Consider the following 16849-nt stretch of genomic DNA (forward strand, 5'->3'; position numbering starts at 1 on the left):
ACTTTCGCTTACGTGGGAGTCGCCGGCACCGCGCCGGCTCCACGGGAGCCGGAACCTGAGCGCCCGTCACCCACACCGGATGTGAGGTGGCGGGTGCTTCCCATGTCCGGGTGGGCGCGTAGAATGATCGGGAATCCATCCGCTTGAACCCACAAAAGACAAAGGACGACTGCCCGTGTTTGGACTGTCCCGGATCCTCCGAGTCGGTGAGGGGCGCGCCGTGAAGCGCCTGAAGAAGATCTCCGACGAGGTCATCGCCCTCGAACCGAAGTACGCCGAAATGAGTGATGATGAGCTCAAGGCGATGACGGACACGTTCCGGGAGCGCCTGGCCGACAAGGAGAGCCTCGACGACATCCTGCTGGACGCGTTCGCCGTCGCCCGGGAGGCGTCGTGGCGGGTGCTGGGGCAGAAGCACTACCCGGTGCAGATCATGGGCGGTGCGGCCCTGCACTTCGGCAACGTCGCGGAGATGCGCACCGGTGAGGGCAAGACCCTGACCTGTGTGCTGCCCGCCTACCTCAACGCCCTGGAGGGCAAGGGCGTCCACGTGGTCACGGTGAACGACTACCTGGCCAAGCGCGACTCGGAGTGGATGGGTCGTGTGCACCGTTTCCTCGGGCTGGAGACGGACGTCATCCTCTCGAGCATGCGTCCCGACGAGCGACGTCGTGCCTACAACGCGGACATCACCTACGGCACCAACAATGAGCTGGGCTTCGACTATCTCCGGGACAACATGGCCCAGAGCGTCGATGCGCTGGTGCAGCGACCGCACCACTACGCCATCGTCGACGAGGTCGACTCGATCCTCATCGACGAGGCCCGGACACCGCTGATCATCTCGGGTCCCGCGGACGGTTCCAGCGAGTGGTACTCGGCGTTCTCCACGATCGTCCCGAAGATGCGCCTCGACGTCCACTACGAGGTCGACCACCGGAAGAAGACGATCGGTGTCCGCGAGGAGGGCGTCGAGTTCGTCGAGGATCAGCTCGGCATCGACAACCTCTACGCCCCGGAGCACTCCCAGCTGGTGAGCTACCTGAATAACGCCATCAAGGCCCAGGAGCTGTTCACGCGCGACAAGGACTACATCGTGCGCAACGGCGAGGTGATGATCGTCGACGAGTTCACCGGCCGCGTTCTGCCCGGTCGCCGCTACAACGAGGGCATGCACCAGGCGATCGAGGCGAAGGAGGGGGTCGAGATCAAGAGCGAGAACCAGACCCTCGCCACGATCACCCTGCAGAACTACTTCCGTCTGTACGACAAGCTCGCCGGTATGACGGGTACCGCCGAGACCGAGGCCGCTGAGCTGCACCAGATCTACAAGCTCAACGTGGTGTCGATCCCGACCAACCGGCCGAATCAGCGCGAGGATCTGACCGACCTCGTCTACAAGACCCAGGAGGCGAAGTTCGCCGCCGTCGTCGATGACATCGCGGAGCGTGTCGAGAAGGGGCAGCCGGTCCTCGTCGGCACCACGTCGGTCGAGCGCAGTGAGTACCTGTCCGGCCTGCTGCAGAAGCGCGGCATCCGGCACCACGTGCTGAATGCCAAGCACCACGAGCAGGAGGCGGAGATCGTCGCACGCGCCGGGCTGCCCGGAGCCGTCACCGTCGCCACCAACATGGCTGGCCGTGGTACCGACATCGTGCTCGGCGGCAACCCCGACATCCTGGCCGACATCAACCTGCGCGAACGTGGCCTCGACCCCGTCGAGGATCCGGGGGCCTACGAGGAGGCGTGGGACGAGGAGATCGCCCGGATGAAGGCGAAGTCCGAGAAGTTCGCGGAGGAGGTCCGCGAGGCCGGTGGTCTCTATGTCCTCGGTACCGAGCGGCACGAGTCCCGCCGCATCGACAACCAGCTCCGTGGCCGTTCCGGACGCCAGGGGGATCCGGGTCTGACCCGCTTCTACCTTTCCATGCGAGACGACCTCATGGTCCGTTTCGTCGGCGCGACGATGGAGAACATGATGAACCGGCTCAACGTGCCGGACGACATGCCCATCGACGCGAAGATGGTGTCCAACTCGATCAAGGGTGCGCAGTCCCAGGTCGAGAACCAGAACTTCGAGATGCGCAAGAACGTCCTCAAGTACGACGAGGTGATGAACGAGCAGCGCAAGGTCATCTACCGTGAGCGCCGCCAGATCCTCGAGGGCCGGGACGTCGGCCCCCAGGTGCAGTCGATGATCGACGACACCATCGCCGCCTATGTCGCCGGTGAGACGGCCAACGGATACGTCGAGGACTGGGATCTCGACCGGCTCTGGAACGCCCTGGAGAGCCTCTACGGCCCGTCGGTGGACTGGGAGACGCTCGTCAAGGGCTCCGAGTACGGCCAGCCCGGCGAACTGACCTCCGAACAGCTCCTGGATGCGGTCCTCAAGGACGTGCACACCCAGTACAGCGAGATGGAGGACACGATCATCCGGCAGGGCTCCGAGGAACAGATGCGGTCTGTCGAGCGCAGCGTGATCCTGAACGTGGTGGACCAGAAGTGGCGCGAGCACCTCTACGAGATGGACTACCTCAAGGAGGGCATCGGTCTCCGCGCGATGGCGCAGCGTGATCCCCTGGTCGAGTACCAGAAGGAGGGCGGGGACATGTTCAACGCCATGAAGGACGGGATCAAGGAGGAGACCATCCGGCAGCTGTTCATCCTTCGCAAGCAGATCCTGCCCAAGATCGAGGAGGAGGGGTCGACCGACCTCAACCACGACGGGAAGCTCGACAGCCGGGACTTCGGGGACACCGGCTCCCGGCGTCCCTCGCCGGAGTCCCTGCCGACCTCCGGCCCGCAGGAACCCTGATCGACTGATCCACACCGCGGCCCCGGCGGGGCGTGGTGACGGATGCGGGTGTGCACGCCAACCGTTGACGGTGGTGGGCGCACCCGCCTTTCCGTGTCCGGATGTCCGGGGTTGAGGCGCTCAGAACAGGCGCAGGGCCGTCATCCGCCAGGGGCGGGTACCGCTGTCCCGCTCGATCCTGGCCGCGAACGCCCAGCACCGGCCCGCAGCATGGGTGGATCCGCAGACCTCCAGGATCGTTTTCGTGGGGGCTCCCGTGTCATCGGGGACGGTGTCCTCCCTCCGGATGTGCAGGGAGGTCAGGGTCACCCGCCCGGCTCCCGCGGATCGCTCGCGGAGTATCCGTCGGTGGCGGATCTGCACGAGTTGCCGCACCTGTGCCGAGTACTCGGACATGCGCAGTTGCGTGGGCGGACGCACGGCGAAGGCGGCCTCGAGACAGACGACGACCAGACGGTGGCTCGCCCTCCGGGACTCCGGGGAGGCCGGGGTCGACGGGCTGGATGTTCCCCGCGGTCGGCCCCGCGGGGATTGCCCCGCGGTACGGTACCCGTGGGCGTCGACGGACTTCATGTGGACGTGCCCGGGGAGGGTGCTCAGCATCGTGTGCTCCTGGATGGGGAGGGGGCGGGGGTGTCTTTCTGTTCCTATGGACCCCGCCGCCCCGTATTCGGTTCCGGATCCGGGAGAGCTGATCCGCGGGGGGTGGGCGGATCTGCGCCGGTGACAGGGCCTGATCCGTCGGGCGTGTGATACCCGGCGCGACAGCGGGGCCGCTGACCGACTACCTTGGTGGTGCCGGGGTTGCGGGCGTCCACTGACGCCGCACCCGTCGGTGCGCGTCGACCGGAAGGCCGCGCGCATGACAACGTGTCCGAGGAGCGGAGAGAACAAAAGTGCGTGGACTGATCGTCGATTACTGCGGTGTCCTGGACGGGACCGAGGAGGACCAGCGCCGGTGGCGGAACCTGCTGGTCGCCGCCAAGAAGAACGGTGTGGCCACGGCCGTGCTGTCCAACGATCCCGGCGGCCCCGGAGCGGAGCCCATCCGGGAACTGGAGTACCGCGGCATCGTGGATGCGGTCGTGCTCTCGGGCGAGATCGGCGTCGAGAAACCTGAGGAAGGGGCCTTCCAGGCCGCCGCCGACGCGATCGAACTGGAACGCCGGGACTGCGTCATGGTCGATGATTCCATCCTCAACGTGCACGCGGCCGTGCGCGCGGGACTGGTCGGCGTCTACTACCAGCAGTTCGACCGTGCGATCGTCGAGATCACGGGTCTGTTCGGCATCGAAGGGGAGTTCTGAGCGGTGCGGGTCTACATTCCGGCCACCTTCGACATGCTGTCCGCACTCGCGGAGGAACGTTCCCTCACCGCGCGAGGGGGATGGGGTTTCGCGGTGACCCCGGCTCTGCTGGAGTTCTACACGTCGGGGGACGAGGAGGAGATCGCACATCTCGCGTTCCAGGATGCGGCGCGCGCCTCGCTCCGCCTGCTGGCCACGGGGAGCCCGGAGCGTTTCCCGCACCGTCGGGTGGTGGTTTCGGCGGACATCGACGACGGCTCCGTCGAGGTGTCCCCGGAATCGGGTGAGTCGGTGGTGCGGCTCGACCCTCCGCGGATCGATCTGGCCGACATCGTCTGCTTCCACGTCGACATCGCAGGCAGCGAGGCGGCCACGGCGGCCGCCGTGGAGGTCGTGGATGCCGCGGATCTGGGTGACGAGGACGCCGAGCTGACCGTCGGTGACGCCCTGGACAACTTCATGGCCTGGTACGAGGTCCAGGAACTCGACGCGCTGGTGCAGCTTCTCTGAGCGGTCCCGTCGGGCGGGTCGCGGGGCGGGGTGAGCCCTACGGCAGTGTGCCCCGACTCGTCCGTGCGGGCCGCGCATTCTCTGCGTGAACGTAACCCGGTGTCGTGTCCTGCGTGGACACCCAACCTACGATGCCGTAAGCTACGGGCTCGTACGAGTATCCGGGAATGCAGAAGGACAGTGAATCAACTGTGGTCACCAAAGCCGCCAGAGCGCGGGACGGGCTCGGCGCCCTGCGCCATGTACTACGACGTTTCACCACCCCCCTCCTGCCCGACGACTACACGCAACTGGTCAATCCGCTGTGGTCGGTGCGGGAACTCAGGGGGCGGATCGTCAGCGTCTCCCGGGACACGGGAGACACCGTCAACCTCGTCATCCGCCCCGGTTGGGGGGTACCCGTCGATTTCGCGGCCGGCCAGTACATCGGGATCGGCGTCCAGATCGACGGACGCTACGTCTGGCGCTCCTACTCACTGACCTGCAGCCCCCGCCCCGCCGGGGATCTCCTGTCCATCACCGTCCGCGCGGTCGAACGGGGCAAGCTGTCCAACCACCTGGTCGGCAGCGCCCATCCCGGTATGACGGTGCGGATCGGCGCCCCGGCGGGTGACTTCCACCTGACGGACCCGATCCCGGAGAAGCTGCTGTTCATCACCGCCGGAACAGGCATCACCCCGGTGATCAGCATGCTGCGTACCCTCGCCGACCGGAACCAGTTCGGCGACGTGACCCTGATCCACTCGGTGAGAACCGAGGACGACCTGCTGTTCGCGGACGTCATCGGGAAGCTCCGCCGGGAACACTCCGGCTTCACCGCGATCGTGCGCATCACCGGCGAGGAGGGGCGCCTGACCCCGGACGCCATTGCGGAGATCGTCCCGGACGTCACCGAGCGCACCGCCTACGCCTGCGGACCGAACGAGATGCTCGACGCCCTGGAGGCCTGGTGGTCGGATCTCGACACCGACGAAGAGCTGCGCACCGAACGTTTCACCCTCGACCGCAGCAGTGAGGCGACCGGTGGCGAGATCACCTTCGGCCACCGGGGCAGCTGCCACGCCGACGGCGCGACGACACTGCTCGAGGCGGCGGAGGGCGCCGGCATCCAGCTCACCTTCGGATGCCGGATGGGGATCTGCCAGACCTGCGTACGGCCCCTGACCGACGGATACGTCCACGATCTGCGGACCGGTGACATCCACGGACCGGGCGAACGGATCCGCACCTGCGTGTGCGTGGCAGCCGGGGACGTCTCCGTCGACGTCTGACCCGTGGGGTCGCATCCCCGCCCAGAACACCCACCGAACGAAGAACCCCTAAGGACACCGACATGGCCATCGACAACATCCGGGCCTACTCCCACCTGACCGACGAGGACATCGCCGAGATCGGCCGTCGTCTCGACGCCATCAAGGCCGAGATCGAGGCGGACCTGGGCGAGGATGACGTCCGGTACATCAAGGGACTGATCCGGTTCCAACGCTCACTCGAGATCGCCGGCCGGGCGACGCTGCTGTTCAGCCACAAGAAGCCCCTCTGGTGGGCCGGCAGCGGAATGCTCGCGGTCTCCAAGATCCTCGAGAACATGGAGATCGGGCACAACGTCATCCACGGACAGTGGGACTGGATGAACGACCCCGAGATCCACTCCACCACCTGGGAATGGGACATGACCTGCCCGTCCTCCCAGTGGATGCACTCCCACAACTACGTCCACCACAAGTACACCAACATCATCGGCATGGACAACGACGTGGGATACGGCATCCTGCGGGTTACCCGTGACCGCAAGTGGACCCCGCAGCACGCGTTCCAGCCGCTCACCAACGTCGTGCTGGCGTCTCTGTTCCAGTGGGCCATCGCCTTCTACGACGTGGAACTCGGCCGCTACTTCGCGGGCAAGCAGGGCTGGGACGAGACGAAGGTCCGGTTCTGGGAGGCGGTGCACAAGTCCAAGCGCCAGGTGATCAAGGACTACGTCCTGTTCCCGGCGCTGTCCGGACCCAACTACGTGCACACGGTCACCGCCAACGCGTTCGCCAACTGGATCCGCAGCGTGTGGGCGTACCTGGTGATCTTCTGCGGGCACTTCCCCGACGAGACGGAGACGTTCACCAAGGAGCAGTACGCCACGGAGGACCACAACGAGTGGTACCTGCGGCAGATGCTCGGCTCGGCGAACTTCAAGGGCGGGAAACTGCTCACGATCCTCTCCGGCAACCTGAACTACCAGATCGAGCACCACCTGTTCCCGGACATGCCGTCGAACCGGCTCGCCGACGTCGGCAAGCGGGTGGAGGACATCGCGCGGGAGTTCGAACTGCCGTACAACACCGACTCCTTCCCGATGCAGCTGATCAAGGTGCAGAAGACGCTGCTGAAGCTGACGCTGCCGAACAAGTACCTCGCGGCGGATCCGGACAACGCTCCGGAGGTGCGCTCGAACGCGGCGTTCACCAAGTACCCCGAGGTGGAGGAGAAGCTGCACGTCGGCGCCGCTGCGGACGGTGTCCGCAAGGGCCTGCGCACCGGTCTGAGGATGCTGGAGAAGCTCCGTCCCACCGTGGTCGAGGGCATCCGGGGACTCACCGGCCGCAGCCCCTACCACACCCCCGTGGAGAAGACCCGCAGCTGACCGGCCCGTCAGGGTCGCCACCACGCCCGCCCCTCCCCGTGCCGCACCCGGGGAGGGGCGTGCGTCCGCGTGCCACCCGGATCAGGGCCTGATGTCGGCCTCGGCGGTCCACGCGGTGTAGGTGAAGGGGAGCTGGCGCTGGTCCTTGTCGACGATGACGCCCCACACGCGCACGGCGAGGGCCGCCGTGATGACGGCGATGAACATCGCCAGGTACCCCTGGGCGGCGAGGTCGGTGAACTCGACCGCGGCGATCATGCCGAACATCGGTGCCGCCATCGTCGTAGACAGGAACGCCCCGGCCCCGAGGAGGGCGAACGCCGCGACGGGAACACCGGGGAAGAACGGCTGGCAGAGGATCCCGATGACACCACCGGTCAGCGCCCCGAGAGCGAAGGCCGGGGTGAGGGTACCGCCGACGGTCCCGGCACGGAAACACGCGAGGATCATCACGCCACGGGCGATGCCGAGGAGAATCAGGACGCCGATGGGCAGGCCGGTGGTGAACATGGTTTCCGCGGCCCAGCGCCCGTTCGCCGACACACCGGGCAGGAAGTAGGCGGCTATGGCGCACAGGGTGAACACGAAGGGCATCTCCCAGAGGATGTTCGCGTCCCGGGGCCGGGAGGCGGCCGCCTTGCGGGCGAGGATGCCGAACCAGTGTCCGGAGATCCCGGAGACGATGCCGACGAGTATCGCGGCGAGCAGCATGTCGGGGTGCTCGTTGAGCGGCACCGGATGGTAGATCGGGTGCGGCTCGACGAAGATCCCGGTGGTGGCGACGGCGGTCGCGGAGGCGAGCATCGTGGAAACCACCGTGCGGGTCGACATCTCGACGAGAAGGAGCTCCAGGGCGAACAACGCCCCTGCGAGAGGGAGATGGAAGCTGGCGGCCAGGCCCGCACCGGCGGCCGACGCCACGAGGATCCGGCGGGCTCCGGCGTCGATGGACAGCGCCGTCGCGAGCCGGGATGCGACCATGCCACCCATCAGGCGCGGGGCGTTCTCCCGACCGACGGGGGCGCCGGCGGCGACCGAGACGACCTGTGTGAAGGCGGAGAGGGCGGTCTCGAACAGCGGCATCGGGGTGCCGTGCATCGCGCCGGGCACCGAGACCGCGGGTCGGCCGAAGCGTTCGAGCAGGTACCAGATCCAGGAGGTGACGACTCCGACGCAGATCAGCGTCACGGCGAGCCGCTCGGGGGAGACGTTGCTGCCCGGGTCCAGGACGATGAGGTGGTTGGCGCCGTAGATCCACTGCTCGGTGGCCACGATGAGGCGGTTGCCCATCGCGACGAGCAACCCGGTGAGTGCACCGGCGACGATCGCCAGGACCGCCAGACGGTTCAGTGGCGTCACGGTCATCGGTGGCCGGGCCACGGGGCTCGCTCCACCGGTCGGCTCGTTGTGGTGGGAGTCCCGGTCGTGGTGGGCGTCGGTGAGTTGCCGCTCGGTCAACGGGCTACCCTGCTTGTCCTGTTCGCGGGAGTGCCCGCTACCTACCCACCAGCCCATGTCCTACCCCTGCCGGTCCCAGTCGTCGTTGCTGCGGAGTGCCTCGAGAAGGCTGCGGACCGCGGTCACGCGGCGCGCACTCGCCCCCTCGAGGGTATCGAGTGCGCATTCCGGATCAGCGGGCGGCCCCGCGTGCGTGCAACCCCGCGGGCAGTCGGCGACGGCTGCCGCGAGATCCTCGAAGACGCCGACGATCCGATCGGCGTCGACGTGTGCGAGGCCGAAGGACCGGATACCGGGTGTGTCGATGATCCAGCCCCCGTGGGGCAGGGGAAGCGCGACGGACTGGGTGGAGGTGTGCCGTCCCTTGCCCACCCCGGACACCACCCCGGTCGCCCGGTCGGCATCAGGCACGAGTCGGTTCACCAGCGTCGATTTGCCGACCCCCGAATGCCCGATCAGGGCGGTCACCGAATGATCGACGATCTCCCGGACCGGATCCAGGGGGTCGTCGATGCCGCAGACCACGACGGGGACGTCCAGGTCACGGAACTCCGCGGCGAACTCGGTCGGATCCGCCAGATCCGACTTGGTGAGGCACAGGATGGGCTTCAGTCCGCCGACGAACGCCGCGACGAGAGCGCGTTCAACGAACCCGGAACGCGGCGGGGGATCGGCGACGGCGGAGACGATGAGCAGCTGCCGGGCGTTGCCCACCACGATGCGTTCGTACGGGTCGGTGTCGTCGGCGGTCCGGCGCAGCACGCTGGTGCGGTCCTCGAGGCGCACTATCCGGGCGAGTGTCCCCGGGTCTCCGGAAGTGTCCCCGACGACCCCGACGCGGTCACCGACCACGATGGCGGTCCGGCCCAGCTCCCGGGCCCGCATGCACACCAGGGGATCGGAGTGCGGATCCGTGCCGTCGAGGATGACCCCCCACCGGCCGCGGTCCTTGCTGACGACCATCCCGAACTCGGCGTCGTCGTGGGTGGGGCGCTCCTTCGTCCGGGGGCGGGTCCCCCGGCGGGGCGGGCGGACCCGGACGTCGGATTCGTCCCAGTCGCGGCGTCCCCTACCCACGCTCGGACGCCTCCTCGTCCGGTGCGAGCATCTCCGCCCACATCCGCTCGAAACCCGGGAGCGTCTTGCCGGTGGTCGCGATGTCGACGACCTCGACGCCGGAAATCGCGAGCCCCAGGATCGCGCCCGCCGTGGCCATGCGGTGGTCGTGGTGCGACTCCCACACCCCGCCGTGCAGCGCGGACCTTCCGACCGGTTGAATGCGCAGTCCGTCCTCCAGTTCGGTGCAGTCGCCGCCGAGGGAGTTGAGTCCGTCGGACAGGGCCTTCAACCGGTCCGTCTCGTGGCCGCGCAGGTGCGCGATGCCGGTGAGTTCGGAGGGGGAGTCCGCCAGGGCGGCCAGTGCCGCGACCGTCGGGGTGAGCTCTCCGATGTCCCCGAGATCACGGGAGATGCCGCGCAGGACGCCGTCGGACGGGCCGGTGACGGTCAGCGAGGAGTGGCCCGTCTGCGGGTCGGCGGAGATCTCCACCGTGCAGCCCATCTCGGCGAGGATCCCGCGGATGGCGTCACCGGCCTGGGTGGTGTGGACGGGCCAGTCGTGGATGCGGACCCGGCCGCCGGTCACCGCGGCGGCGGCGAGGAACGGGGTGGCGTTGGACAGATCAGGCTCGACGAGCCAGGCCCGGGCGCCGACGGGGCCCGGGCGGACGGTCCACTGGTTTGAGGCTGAGCAGTCGACGCTGACCCCGGCCTCGCGGAGCATCGCGACGGTCATCTCGATGTGGGGTTGACTCGGGAGCCGGTCGCCCGTGTGCCGGACGGTGATCCCGTCGTCGAACCGGGCGCCCGCCAGCAGCAGTCCCGAGACGAACTGGCTGGAGGCCGACGCGTCGATGTCCACGGTTCCGCCCCGCGGGGTGGTGGAAGAGGTGACGGTGAAGGGCAACCGGTCGCCGGTGACCTCCACACCGAGATCGCGGAGCGCGTCGAGGATGGTGGACATGGGGCGTTTGCGGGCCTGCGGGTCACCGTCGAAGTGAACCGGGGCGCCGGCGAGTGCGGCGACCGGGGGGACGAAACGCATGACCGTGCCGGCCAGACCGCAGTCGACCTCGCCGCCGCCGAGACGACCGGGATCGACCGACAGCGTCGTGCCGTCGGCGTCGGATGGCGTGACGGTGACGCCCATGCCGCGCAGCGCGTTGATCATCAGCTCCGTGTCCCGGGAGCGCAGCGCCCCGCGGATCGTGGAGGGGCCGTCGGCCAGCGCCGCGAGCACCAGCGCGCGGTTCGTGATGGACTTCGAACCGGGGACCGTGACCTCGCAGTCGACGGGGGCGGATGCGACGGGGGCGGACCACAGGGGTGGATCAGAGTGCTTCAGTGAATTCACTCCTCCATGATAGGGAATATGTGCGGCCGTTTCGTCCTGTTCACCACATCCGAAGCTCTCACCGCTGCAGCGACCGCGCTCCCCGGGGTCCGTTCGGTCACCGCGCCCCTGGGAACACCCCCGCCGCGGTACAACACCGCCCCCACGCAGATCATCCCGGTGCTCCGTCCGGCCGGGCGCTTCCCTGAGGGTGCCGATCCGGACCTGGAGATCTCACCCGCGCGCTGGGGTCTGCTGCCGTCCTGGAAAAAGGATGAGGGAGGGCCGGTGCTGTTCAACGCCCGCGCCGAGACCGCACCGGACAAGCCCTCGTTCCGCGACGCGTTCGTCCACGGGCGGTGCACGATCCCGCTCAACGGGTGGTACGAGTGGCGGGAGAAGCGGCCGTACTACGTGCACCCGGCGGACGGGGAGCCGGTGATGTGGGTCGCCGGACTCCGGGACACCGGCCTGGACACCGTCTCGGCCACGATCATCACGACCACCCCGGTCGGGGAACAGTTGACCCGGCTGCACGACCGCATGCCGAGGATCCTCGCTCCCGACGAGGTGGTGACGTGGATCTCCGGGGACACCGATCAGGCCCGTGAACTGCTGCGTCCCGCCCGGGAAACGCTCGTGTCGGGGCTCGTGCTTCGGGAGGTCGACCGCGCGGTGGGCAACGCACGCAACGACGGGCCGTGGTTGATCGACGACACCGGACCGATCACCGGTTGAGGGACGTCGTCGCGCACCGCGTCCAGTGAAGAGTGAAGGGCCGTCGCGCAGGCGCGTACGGTGACCAGCAGCACCGCATCCACCGCCCCGTAGGTCACCGTGAACGCTGTCCCGGAATCCGTGGCCCCGGCGATCCGGAGGAAGACGGAACCGAGGGCGGCCGAGCCCGTGACGAGGCCGATGTTTCGCGCCAACCCGAGGATCCCGGCGGCGGTGCCCCTACGGTTCCCGGGCACGGATTCCAGAACGGTCATGTTGTTCGCCGCCATGAACAGCTGGTGGCCCGGAGCGAGGAGAATCGTGCCCGCGACGTAACCGGGCACCCCGGGCCACGGTTCGCCGATCGCGAGAACCGCCACGGCACCCCCCATCCACGCCAGCCCGGGCACCGTCAACCCCGGGGCTGTGTCTCCGGTGACGGATCTCCCGGTGATCATGCCCGCGAACACCGATGTCAGGGGGCCGAGCGCCATGATGAGACCGATGTCCGGTGGCGTGAGGTCGTGTGCGGCGGAGAGATGGAACGGTCCGATGACCAGAGTGCTCATCATCACCGCGCCCACGACGACCATGAGGGTCACGGCACGCCGTACGGTCGCGGATCCGAGCGGCCACCCCGGTGGAAGGGGCCGCGGGGCCCGGCCCTCGATCCGGTGGAGCACGACCGGAGCAGCCGTCGTCACCGCGAGCAGGCCGACCGTTCGGGCCGGGGATCCTCCGGCCCCGCTGCACGCCGTGGCGTACGCGAGAACCGCGACCATGAGCAACGCCGCTCCCGCGACATCCGGCCGGCGGCGATGTCGCTTGACCGGATGCGTCTCACCGGTACCGCCACGCGTCGCGCGGAGCAGCAGGGCGGTGGACAGTGACAGACACACCAGCATCCGGAAGACGGCCCGCCAACCGATCGCATCCACGAGGACACCGGCCAGGACCGGATCGGCGGCGGTTCCCACGGCGGTCGCCGAACCGTGCGGTCCCAGCCCGGAACCGGATCGTCGTGCCGTGAGCAGATCCCGGACGGCGGCGACCGGGAGCACCGCGAGCGCCGCGCCCGCGGCGCCCTGGATCGCTCTCAGGGCGATGAGAACGCCGGGCGAGGGGGCCGGGGCACACAGTGCCGCTGTGACGGTGAACAGGATCGCCTCACCGAGCAGCACGTGATCCCGCCCGAGAAGATCACCGAGATACCCGACCACCGGTCCCATGGCCGTCCTTCCCAGTAGGAAAGCGGTGACGATCCACTGTGCGGGCCCCGGATCGCCACCGGACCACGCGGCGACGGCGGGCAGGACGACGGGTACCGCGCTCACACCGATCTGGGCGGTGGTCGCGCACCATGCCAGGGCCATGAGCCGCAGCGATCGGATGGTGCGGAAATCCGTGAACATGCCTCCACCCTGGTTGTCCGGAGATGTACCGGACAACGGGTGTCGCCGAAACCGGGAAATCCTGCTGTGCTGGGTGAATGACGCCGACCGCAGCCGGAACCGCACGCATCCTGGAGGAACTCGGCCCGCGGTTGCGGAGTGCCCGGGAACAGCGCGGCCTGACGCTGGACGCTGTCGCCCGGAAAACGGGAGTATCGCCGAGCACCCTCTCCCGGCTGGAGAACGGGCGCCGCCGCCCGAGCCTCGACCTGCTCCTGCCGCCGGCCATCGTCCACCGGGTCGACCCGGACACCCTCGTCGGTGTGCCGGGGATCGGGGAGCACCGCATCCGGATGCGCCCCAGAGTGATCCGGAGCCGGGTGGTCGTCCCGCTGACCGGACGGACGGCGGGTGCCCACACCCGGAAGATCATCGTCCGGCCCGACGAATCCGTACCTGAGCTACGCACACATCCGGGCCGCGCATGGATGTACGTGCTCTCCGGGCGGCTGCGCCTGATCGTCGGCGAGGATGACGTCGTTCTCGAACGGGGCGAATGTGCCGATTTCGACACGACGACCCCGCACTGGTTCGGTGGCGACGGGGCCTCGGGTGCGGAGATCATCATCGTCTTCGGTCCCCTCGGATCCGCTCCGCACCTCCGGTACGGCGGAGCGCCGGACTGAGGGCGGTCTCAGCCCCGGGCCCAGATCCTCCCGTCCTCGTCCCACGACCAGCGCACCGGATCACCGACCGCCACATCGGTCAGCCAGTAGGTCTCGCCGGGGTTCCAGCCGGCGATCACGGACGCTGTCCCGGCGTCCACGTCGATGGCTCTACCGGCGGCCTCCAGATATCCGAGATGGGTCAGGTGCACGGCGTCGTGGTGCTCCGCGACGGCGGCCCAGTCCGGGATCACCCACCGTCCCCGCCGCCCCGTGGTGCGGTGCCAGTCGTGGTAGCGCTGCCGGGTGACCTCGACAGGGAACCGCCGGCAGAGATCCGCCCACGAGTCGGCACCGGTGATCTCGAGGATCCTGGCGTCTCCCGGGACGACGATCCGGCGCGTCTCCCGGGGCCCGAGGTCGAAGGAGTCCTCCTCGAACCAGAGAGCGGAGGGAGCACCGTCCGGGAGCGGGGCCGTGGTGGCCGGTGCCCCCATCGGAGAAGACCACCAGATCCCCGACACCTCTTTCTCCGGATCGAATGTCTCCGCCGCAGCGGCCTCCCGGGCGATCAGTCCGGCACGTTCCGCGGTGAGGCGTTTCCCGACCCCCGATGTCAGAGCTGTGGAGCCCCGCACCGACAGCGTCCACTGCCGCTCCGGATCGAACGGGGCCGTGAGGACGTCCATCAGTGGGGAGTCGGCGAGTTCCCCGGCGATCCGGAGCAGTGGTCCGCGCATCTCCGGGGCTGCCGCGAGGATCTGGGCGCCGTACGGTTCCTGCCAGTAGGCGGCGTTGTCGACGGAGCAGGCCAGTGCGTCGCGCAGCACGGACCACGTGATCTCCGCGGGTTCCACATCCCGGAATGCGGCGGCGATGTCCCCGACATCAACGACGTCAGGGAGGCGGCCACCGGCAGTGCAGTCGTGGGAAACCGGTTTTCCCGGCGACGGGGAGGAAGAGGGGAAGTAGATGGTCCCCACCCCGGATTCGGCGTCGAGAGTGCTCGCCGCCCTGTGAAACAGGTTAAAAGGGCCTGACGGGCTCGTGTCGTCCTCCAGATTCAGCAGCAGGTCCCGGCCCCGAGGGCCGGAGACGAACTGTTCGGCGGGATTCATGGTGGTGTCCTTTCAGCCCCTGACCGGGGTTCCCGGGCCCGGGACCCGGTGGAGTCGGGAGGGTCAGTGTGTTCCCGGTGCCGCGACCGCGGCGAACCGTGCGCCGGTCACCGCCGCGAGATCACCGGGGGTGAGCTGGACGTCCAGGCCCCGGCGCCCACCGGAGACCAGGATCTCGCCGAACTCCAGCGCGGAGGAATCGATGACGGTTGGCAGGGCATTCTTCTGGCCGATGGGGGAGATCCCGCCGGTGACGTAGCCGGAGGACCGCTCGGCGTCGCGCGGCTCGGCCATGCAGACCTTCGGCACATCGAACGCGCGCGCGGCGGCTTTGAGATTGACGTGGCCGGTCACCGGGACGCACACCACCCCGAGCCTTCGTTTCGGCCCTGATCCGGCGGTCAGGTCCACCACCAGGGTCTTGAACAGCTGCCCCTCGTCTATCCCGAGGGGACCGCACAGCTCGGCCGCGGCCTGCGCGCCGAAATGGTCGTGGCCGGACTCGAAGGTGTGCACCGTGTGGTTCACACCCGCCTCGTTCAGCACCACGAGGGCGGCCGTTCCTGCGCCGGATGATTTCGACCTACGCTTCGACATACAGTCAGTATTACGCGCGGGAGCAGTGTTTTTCTACAATGGAGGAGATGTGCGCGTCGCTGTGCGGCGCGCTTGCCGGACGCCGAACCCCGCCCCGCACCCGCGGGTGGGAGGGCGTCGACAAGCAGAGGGAAGGGGCGCGACGCCAATGCCGGACACGATGACCGGTGCCGCCGAGCAGGCGGCCAGATTCGAGAAGGAGGCACTGCCCCTGCTCGATCAGCTCTACGGCGGTGCCCTGCGGATGACCCGCAACCCCGCGGACGCTGAGGACCTGGTCCAGGAGACCTACATGAAGGCCTTCCAGAAATTCGGTTCCTTCACCCCGGGAACGAACCTCAAGGCCTGGCTCTACCGCATCATGACCAACACCTACATCAACTCCTACCGCAAGGCGCAGCGGCAACCCTCGCAGCTGCCCACCGAGGAGATCACCGACCACCAGCTGGTCGAGACGTCCTCGCACACCTCGGCGGGCCTGGCGTCGGCGGAGGTCGAGGCGCTGAAGAAGCTGCCCGATGAGCAGATCACCGATGCGTTGAACCAGCTTCCCGAGGACTACCGCATGGTGGTGTTCTACGCCGACGTGGAGGGGCTCGCCTACAAGGAGATCGCCGGGATCATGGACACCCCGATCGGTACCGTGATGAGCCGCCTGCACCGTGGAAGAAAACAGCTCCGCGGGTTGTTGAAGGATGTGGCGCGCGAACAGGGCATCGGCCTGAACCATCCGGATCTCGCGGGTGATCGGGGAGACGCGGAAGTGAAGAAGGCACGGAAGGGAGCGGACAGATGACGCAGCAGAACGAGACCGGCGACCACATGGCTGACTGCGGAGACGTCTACGAGTCCCTGTTCGAGCTTCTCGACGGTGAGGCCACACCCGAGCGGCGTGCGGTCCTGCGCGCGCACATCGAGGCGTGCCCCGGGTGTTTCACGCAACTCGGTATAGAGGAGGAGATCCGGGAGCTGATGCGTCGCTGCTGTTGCGCGCACGCGCCCGTGACGCTGCGGGAGAAGATCATCCTCCGGCTCCGGGTCGAACGGTACCGCGGTTGAGTGGTCCGTCGCAGCCGTTGCGGAACCGGTGACGGTCACCTGCCGATAGCTGAAGCCCCCGCACATCGTGCGGGGGCTTCAGCTATCGGCAGGCTCCGGATCAGGAGTTGGGCCGCTTGCCGTGGTTGGCCTTGTTCTTGCGACGGTCCTTACGCTTGCGTCCACGCTTGCTCATGGTG

The 16849-nt window shown here is 68.2% G+C and carries 16 protein-coding genes and 1 pseudogene; 9 read left to right on the forward strand and 8 right to left on the reverse strand.

The genetic code is table 11. The features are described from left to right. Window positions 1-175 precede the first annotated feature (175 nt). Window positions 176-2818, forward strand: a complete 2643-nt coding sequence (gene secA / locus JIM95_RS07040; protein ID WP_200255970.1) for a preprotein translocase subunit SecA — start codon at window positions 176-178, stop codon at window positions 2816-2818. 120 nt (window positions 2819-2938) lie between these two features. Here secA and JIM95_RS07045 read toward each other — a convergent pair whose 3' ends face one another. Beyond that, on the reverse strand, window positions 2939-3421 hold the full coding sequence (locus JIM95_RS07045; RefSeq protein WP_200255972.1) for an Rv3235 family protein: 483 nt from the start codon (window positions 3419-3421) through the stop codon (window positions 2939-2941). 293 nt (window positions 3422-3714) lie between these two features. On the opposite strand from JIM95_RS07045, the gene JIM95_RS07050 reads away from it, so the two are divergent. The 4 genes from JIM95_RS07050 (at window position 3715) to JIM95_RS07065 (ending at window position 7273) form a co-directional block, all read left to right on the forward strand. Then, window positions 3715-4125, forward strand: a complete 411-nt coding sequence (locus JIM95_RS07050; RefSeq protein WP_200255974.1) for an HAD family hydrolase — start codon at window positions 3715-3717, stop codon at window positions 4123-4125. Window positions 4126-4128: 3 nt separating this feature from the next. Further along, the gene (locus JIM95_RS07055) at window positions 4129-4635 is read left to right on the forward strand and encodes a DUF6912 family protein (protein WP_200255976.1); all 507 of its coding nucleotides are present in this window, start codon (window positions 4129-4131) and stop codon (window positions 4633-4635) included. 167 nt (window positions 4636-4802) lie between these two features. Continuing rightward, window positions 4803-5906 (forward strand): ferredoxin reductase, encoded by a 1104-nt coding sequence (locus JIM95_RS07060; RefSeq protein ID WP_200255978.1) that lies wholly within the window; start codon window positions 4803-4805, stop codon window positions 5904-5906. Window positions 5907-5968: 62 nt separating this feature from the next. Then, entirely contained in the window at window positions 5969-7273 is a 1305-nt protein-coding gene (locus JIM95_RS07065; protein ID WP_200255980.1) for a fatty acid desaturase family protein, read from the forward strand. Between the two features lie 81 nt (window positions 7274-7354). Here the strand turns inward: JIM95_RS07065 and JIM95_RS07070 are convergent, their stop codons facing one another. The 3 genes from JIM95_RS07070 to aroA form a co-directional block, all read right to left on the reverse strand. Further along, a complete protein-coding gene (locus JIM95_RS07070) occupies window positions 7355-8638 on the reverse strand; it encodes a chloride channel protein (protein ID WP_200256130.1) in 1284 nt (427 codons plus the stop codon). Between the two features lie 153 nt (window positions 8639-8791). Continuing rightward, window positions 8792-9808 (reverse strand): ribosome small subunit-dependent GTPase A, encoded by a 1017-nt coding sequence (rsgA, locus tag JIM95_RS07075; protein ID WP_200255982.1) that lies wholly within the window; start codon window positions 9806-9808, stop codon window positions 8792-8794. Beyond that, window positions 9801-11144, reverse strand: coding sequence for a 3-phosphoshikimate 1-carboxyvinyltransferase (gene aroA, locus JIM95_RS07080; RefSeq protein ID WP_200255984.1), 1344 nt, complete (start codon window positions 11142-11144; stop codon window positions 9801-9803). The genes rsgA and aroA overlap by 8 nt, the downstream gene beginning before the upstream one ends. Before the next feature lie 18 nt (window positions 11145-11162). On the opposite strand from aroA, the gene JIM95_RS07085 reads away from it, so the two are divergent. After that, on the forward strand, window positions 11163-11861 hold the full coding sequence (locus tag JIM95_RS07085; protein WP_200255986.1) for an SOS response-associated peptidase: 699 nt from the start codon (window positions 11163-11165) through the stop codon (window positions 11859-11861). A gap of 176 nt (window positions 11862-12037) precedes the next feature. Here JIM95_RS07085 and JIM95_RS07090 read toward each other — a convergent pair. Further along, window positions 12038-13252, reverse strand: a pseudogene (locus tag JIM95_RS07090) (MFS transporter); the annotation flags it as partial. A 77-nt stretch (window positions 13253-13329) separates the two neighbouring features. Between JIM95_RS07090 and JIM95_RS07095 the strand changes: the two are divergent. Next, a complete protein-coding gene (locus tag JIM95_RS07095) occupies window positions 13330-13917 on the forward strand; it encodes a helix-turn-helix domain-containing protein (protein ID WP_200255988.1) in 588 nt (195 codons plus the stop codon). Window positions 13918-13925: 8 nt separating this feature from the next. Here the strand turns inward: JIM95_RS07095 and JIM95_RS07100 are convergent, their stop codons facing one another. Together JIM95_RS07100 and JIM95_RS07105 are read right to left on the reverse strand one after the other, a co-directional pair. Next, window positions 13926-15014 (reverse strand): hypothetical protein, encoded by a 1089-nt coding sequence (locus tag JIM95_RS07100; RefSeq protein WP_200255990.1) that lies wholly within the window; start codon window positions 15012-15014, stop codon window positions 13926-13928. A gap of 63 nt (window positions 15015-15077) precedes the next feature. Next, complete coding sequence (locus JIM95_RS07105) at window positions 15078-15611, reverse strand: aminoacyl-tRNA deacylase (RefSeq protein ID WP_200255992.1); 534 nt, start codon at window positions 15609-15611, stop codon at window positions 15078-15080. Between the two features lie 148 nt (window positions 15612-15759). On the opposite strand from JIM95_RS07105, the gene JIM95_RS07110 reads away from it, so the two are divergent. Together JIM95_RS07110 and rsrA are read left to right on the forward strand one after the other, a co-directional pair. Beyond that, window positions 15760-16407 carry a sigma-70 family RNA polymerase sigma factor gene (locus JIM95_RS07110; protein ID WP_200255994.1) on the forward strand — a complete coding sequence of 216 codons (648 nt, stop codon included), beginning with the start codon at window positions 15760-15762 and terminating at the stop codon, window positions 16405-16407. Continuing rightward, window positions 16404-16670 carry a mycothiol system anti-sigma-R factor gene (rsrA, locus tag JIM95_RS07115; RefSeq protein WP_234034357.1) on the forward strand — a complete coding sequence of 89 codons (267 nt, stop codon included), beginning with the start codon at window positions 16404-16406 and terminating at the stop codon, window positions 16668-16670. Before JIM95_RS07110 ends, rsrA begins: the two co-directional genes overlap by 4 nt. A 100-nt stretch (window positions 16671-16770) precedes the next feature. Here the strand turns inward: rsrA and JIM95_RS11575 are convergent, their stop codons facing one another. Further along, a complete protein-coding gene (locus tag JIM95_RS11575) occupies window positions 16771-16845 on the reverse strand; it encodes a 50S ribosomal protein bL37 (protein WP_014300525.1) in 75 nt (24 codons plus the stop codon). Window positions 16846-16849 lie beyond the last annotated feature (4 nt).

The organism is Corynebacterium antarcticum, assembly GCF_016595285.2.
GTDB lineage: Bacteria > Actinomycetota > Actinomycetes > Mycobacteriales > Mycobacteriaceae > Corynebacterium > Corynebacterium antarcticum.

Coding starts and splice junctions, on each gene's coding strand:
- JIM95_RS07045 (WP_200255972.1), bottom strand. CDS start 3,421: ATGCTGAGCACCCTCCCCGGGCACGTCCACATGAAGTCCGTCGACGCC.
- JIM95_RS07060 (WP_200255978.1), top strand. CDS start 4,803: ATGCAGAAGGACAGTGAATCAACTGTGGTCACCAAAGCCGCCAGAGCG.
- JIM95_RS07065 (WP_200255980.1), top strand. CDS start 5,969: ATGGCCATCGACAACATCCGGGCCTACTCCCACCTGACCGACGAGGAC.
- JIM95_RS07070 (WP_200256130.1), bottom strand. CDS start 8,638: ATGACCGTGACGCCACTGAACCGTCTGGCGGTCCTGGCGATCGTCGCC.
- JIM95_RS07085 (WP_200255986.1), top strand. CDS start 11,163: ATGTGCGGCCGTTTCGTCCTGTTCACCACATCCGAAGCTCTCACCGCT.
- JIM95_RS07095 (WP_200255988.1), top strand. CDS start 13,330: ATGACGCCGACCGCAGCCGGAACCGCACGCATCCTGGAGGAACTCGGC.
- JIM95_RS07100 (WP_200255990.1), bottom strand. CDS start 15,014: ATGAATCCCGCCGAACAGTTCGTCTCCGGCCCTCGGGGCCGGGACCTG.
- JIM95_RS07105 (WP_200255992.1), bottom strand. CDS start 15,611: ATGTCGAAGCGTAGGTCGAAATCATCCGGCGCAGGAACGGCCGCCCTC.
- JIM95_RS07110 (WP_200255994.1), top strand. CDS start 15,760: ATGCCGGACACGATGACCGGTGCCGCCGAGCAGGCGGCCAGATTCGAG.
- rsrA (WP_234034357.1), top strand. CDS start 16,404: ATGACGCAGCAGAACGAGACCGGCGACCACATGGCTGACTGCGGAGAC.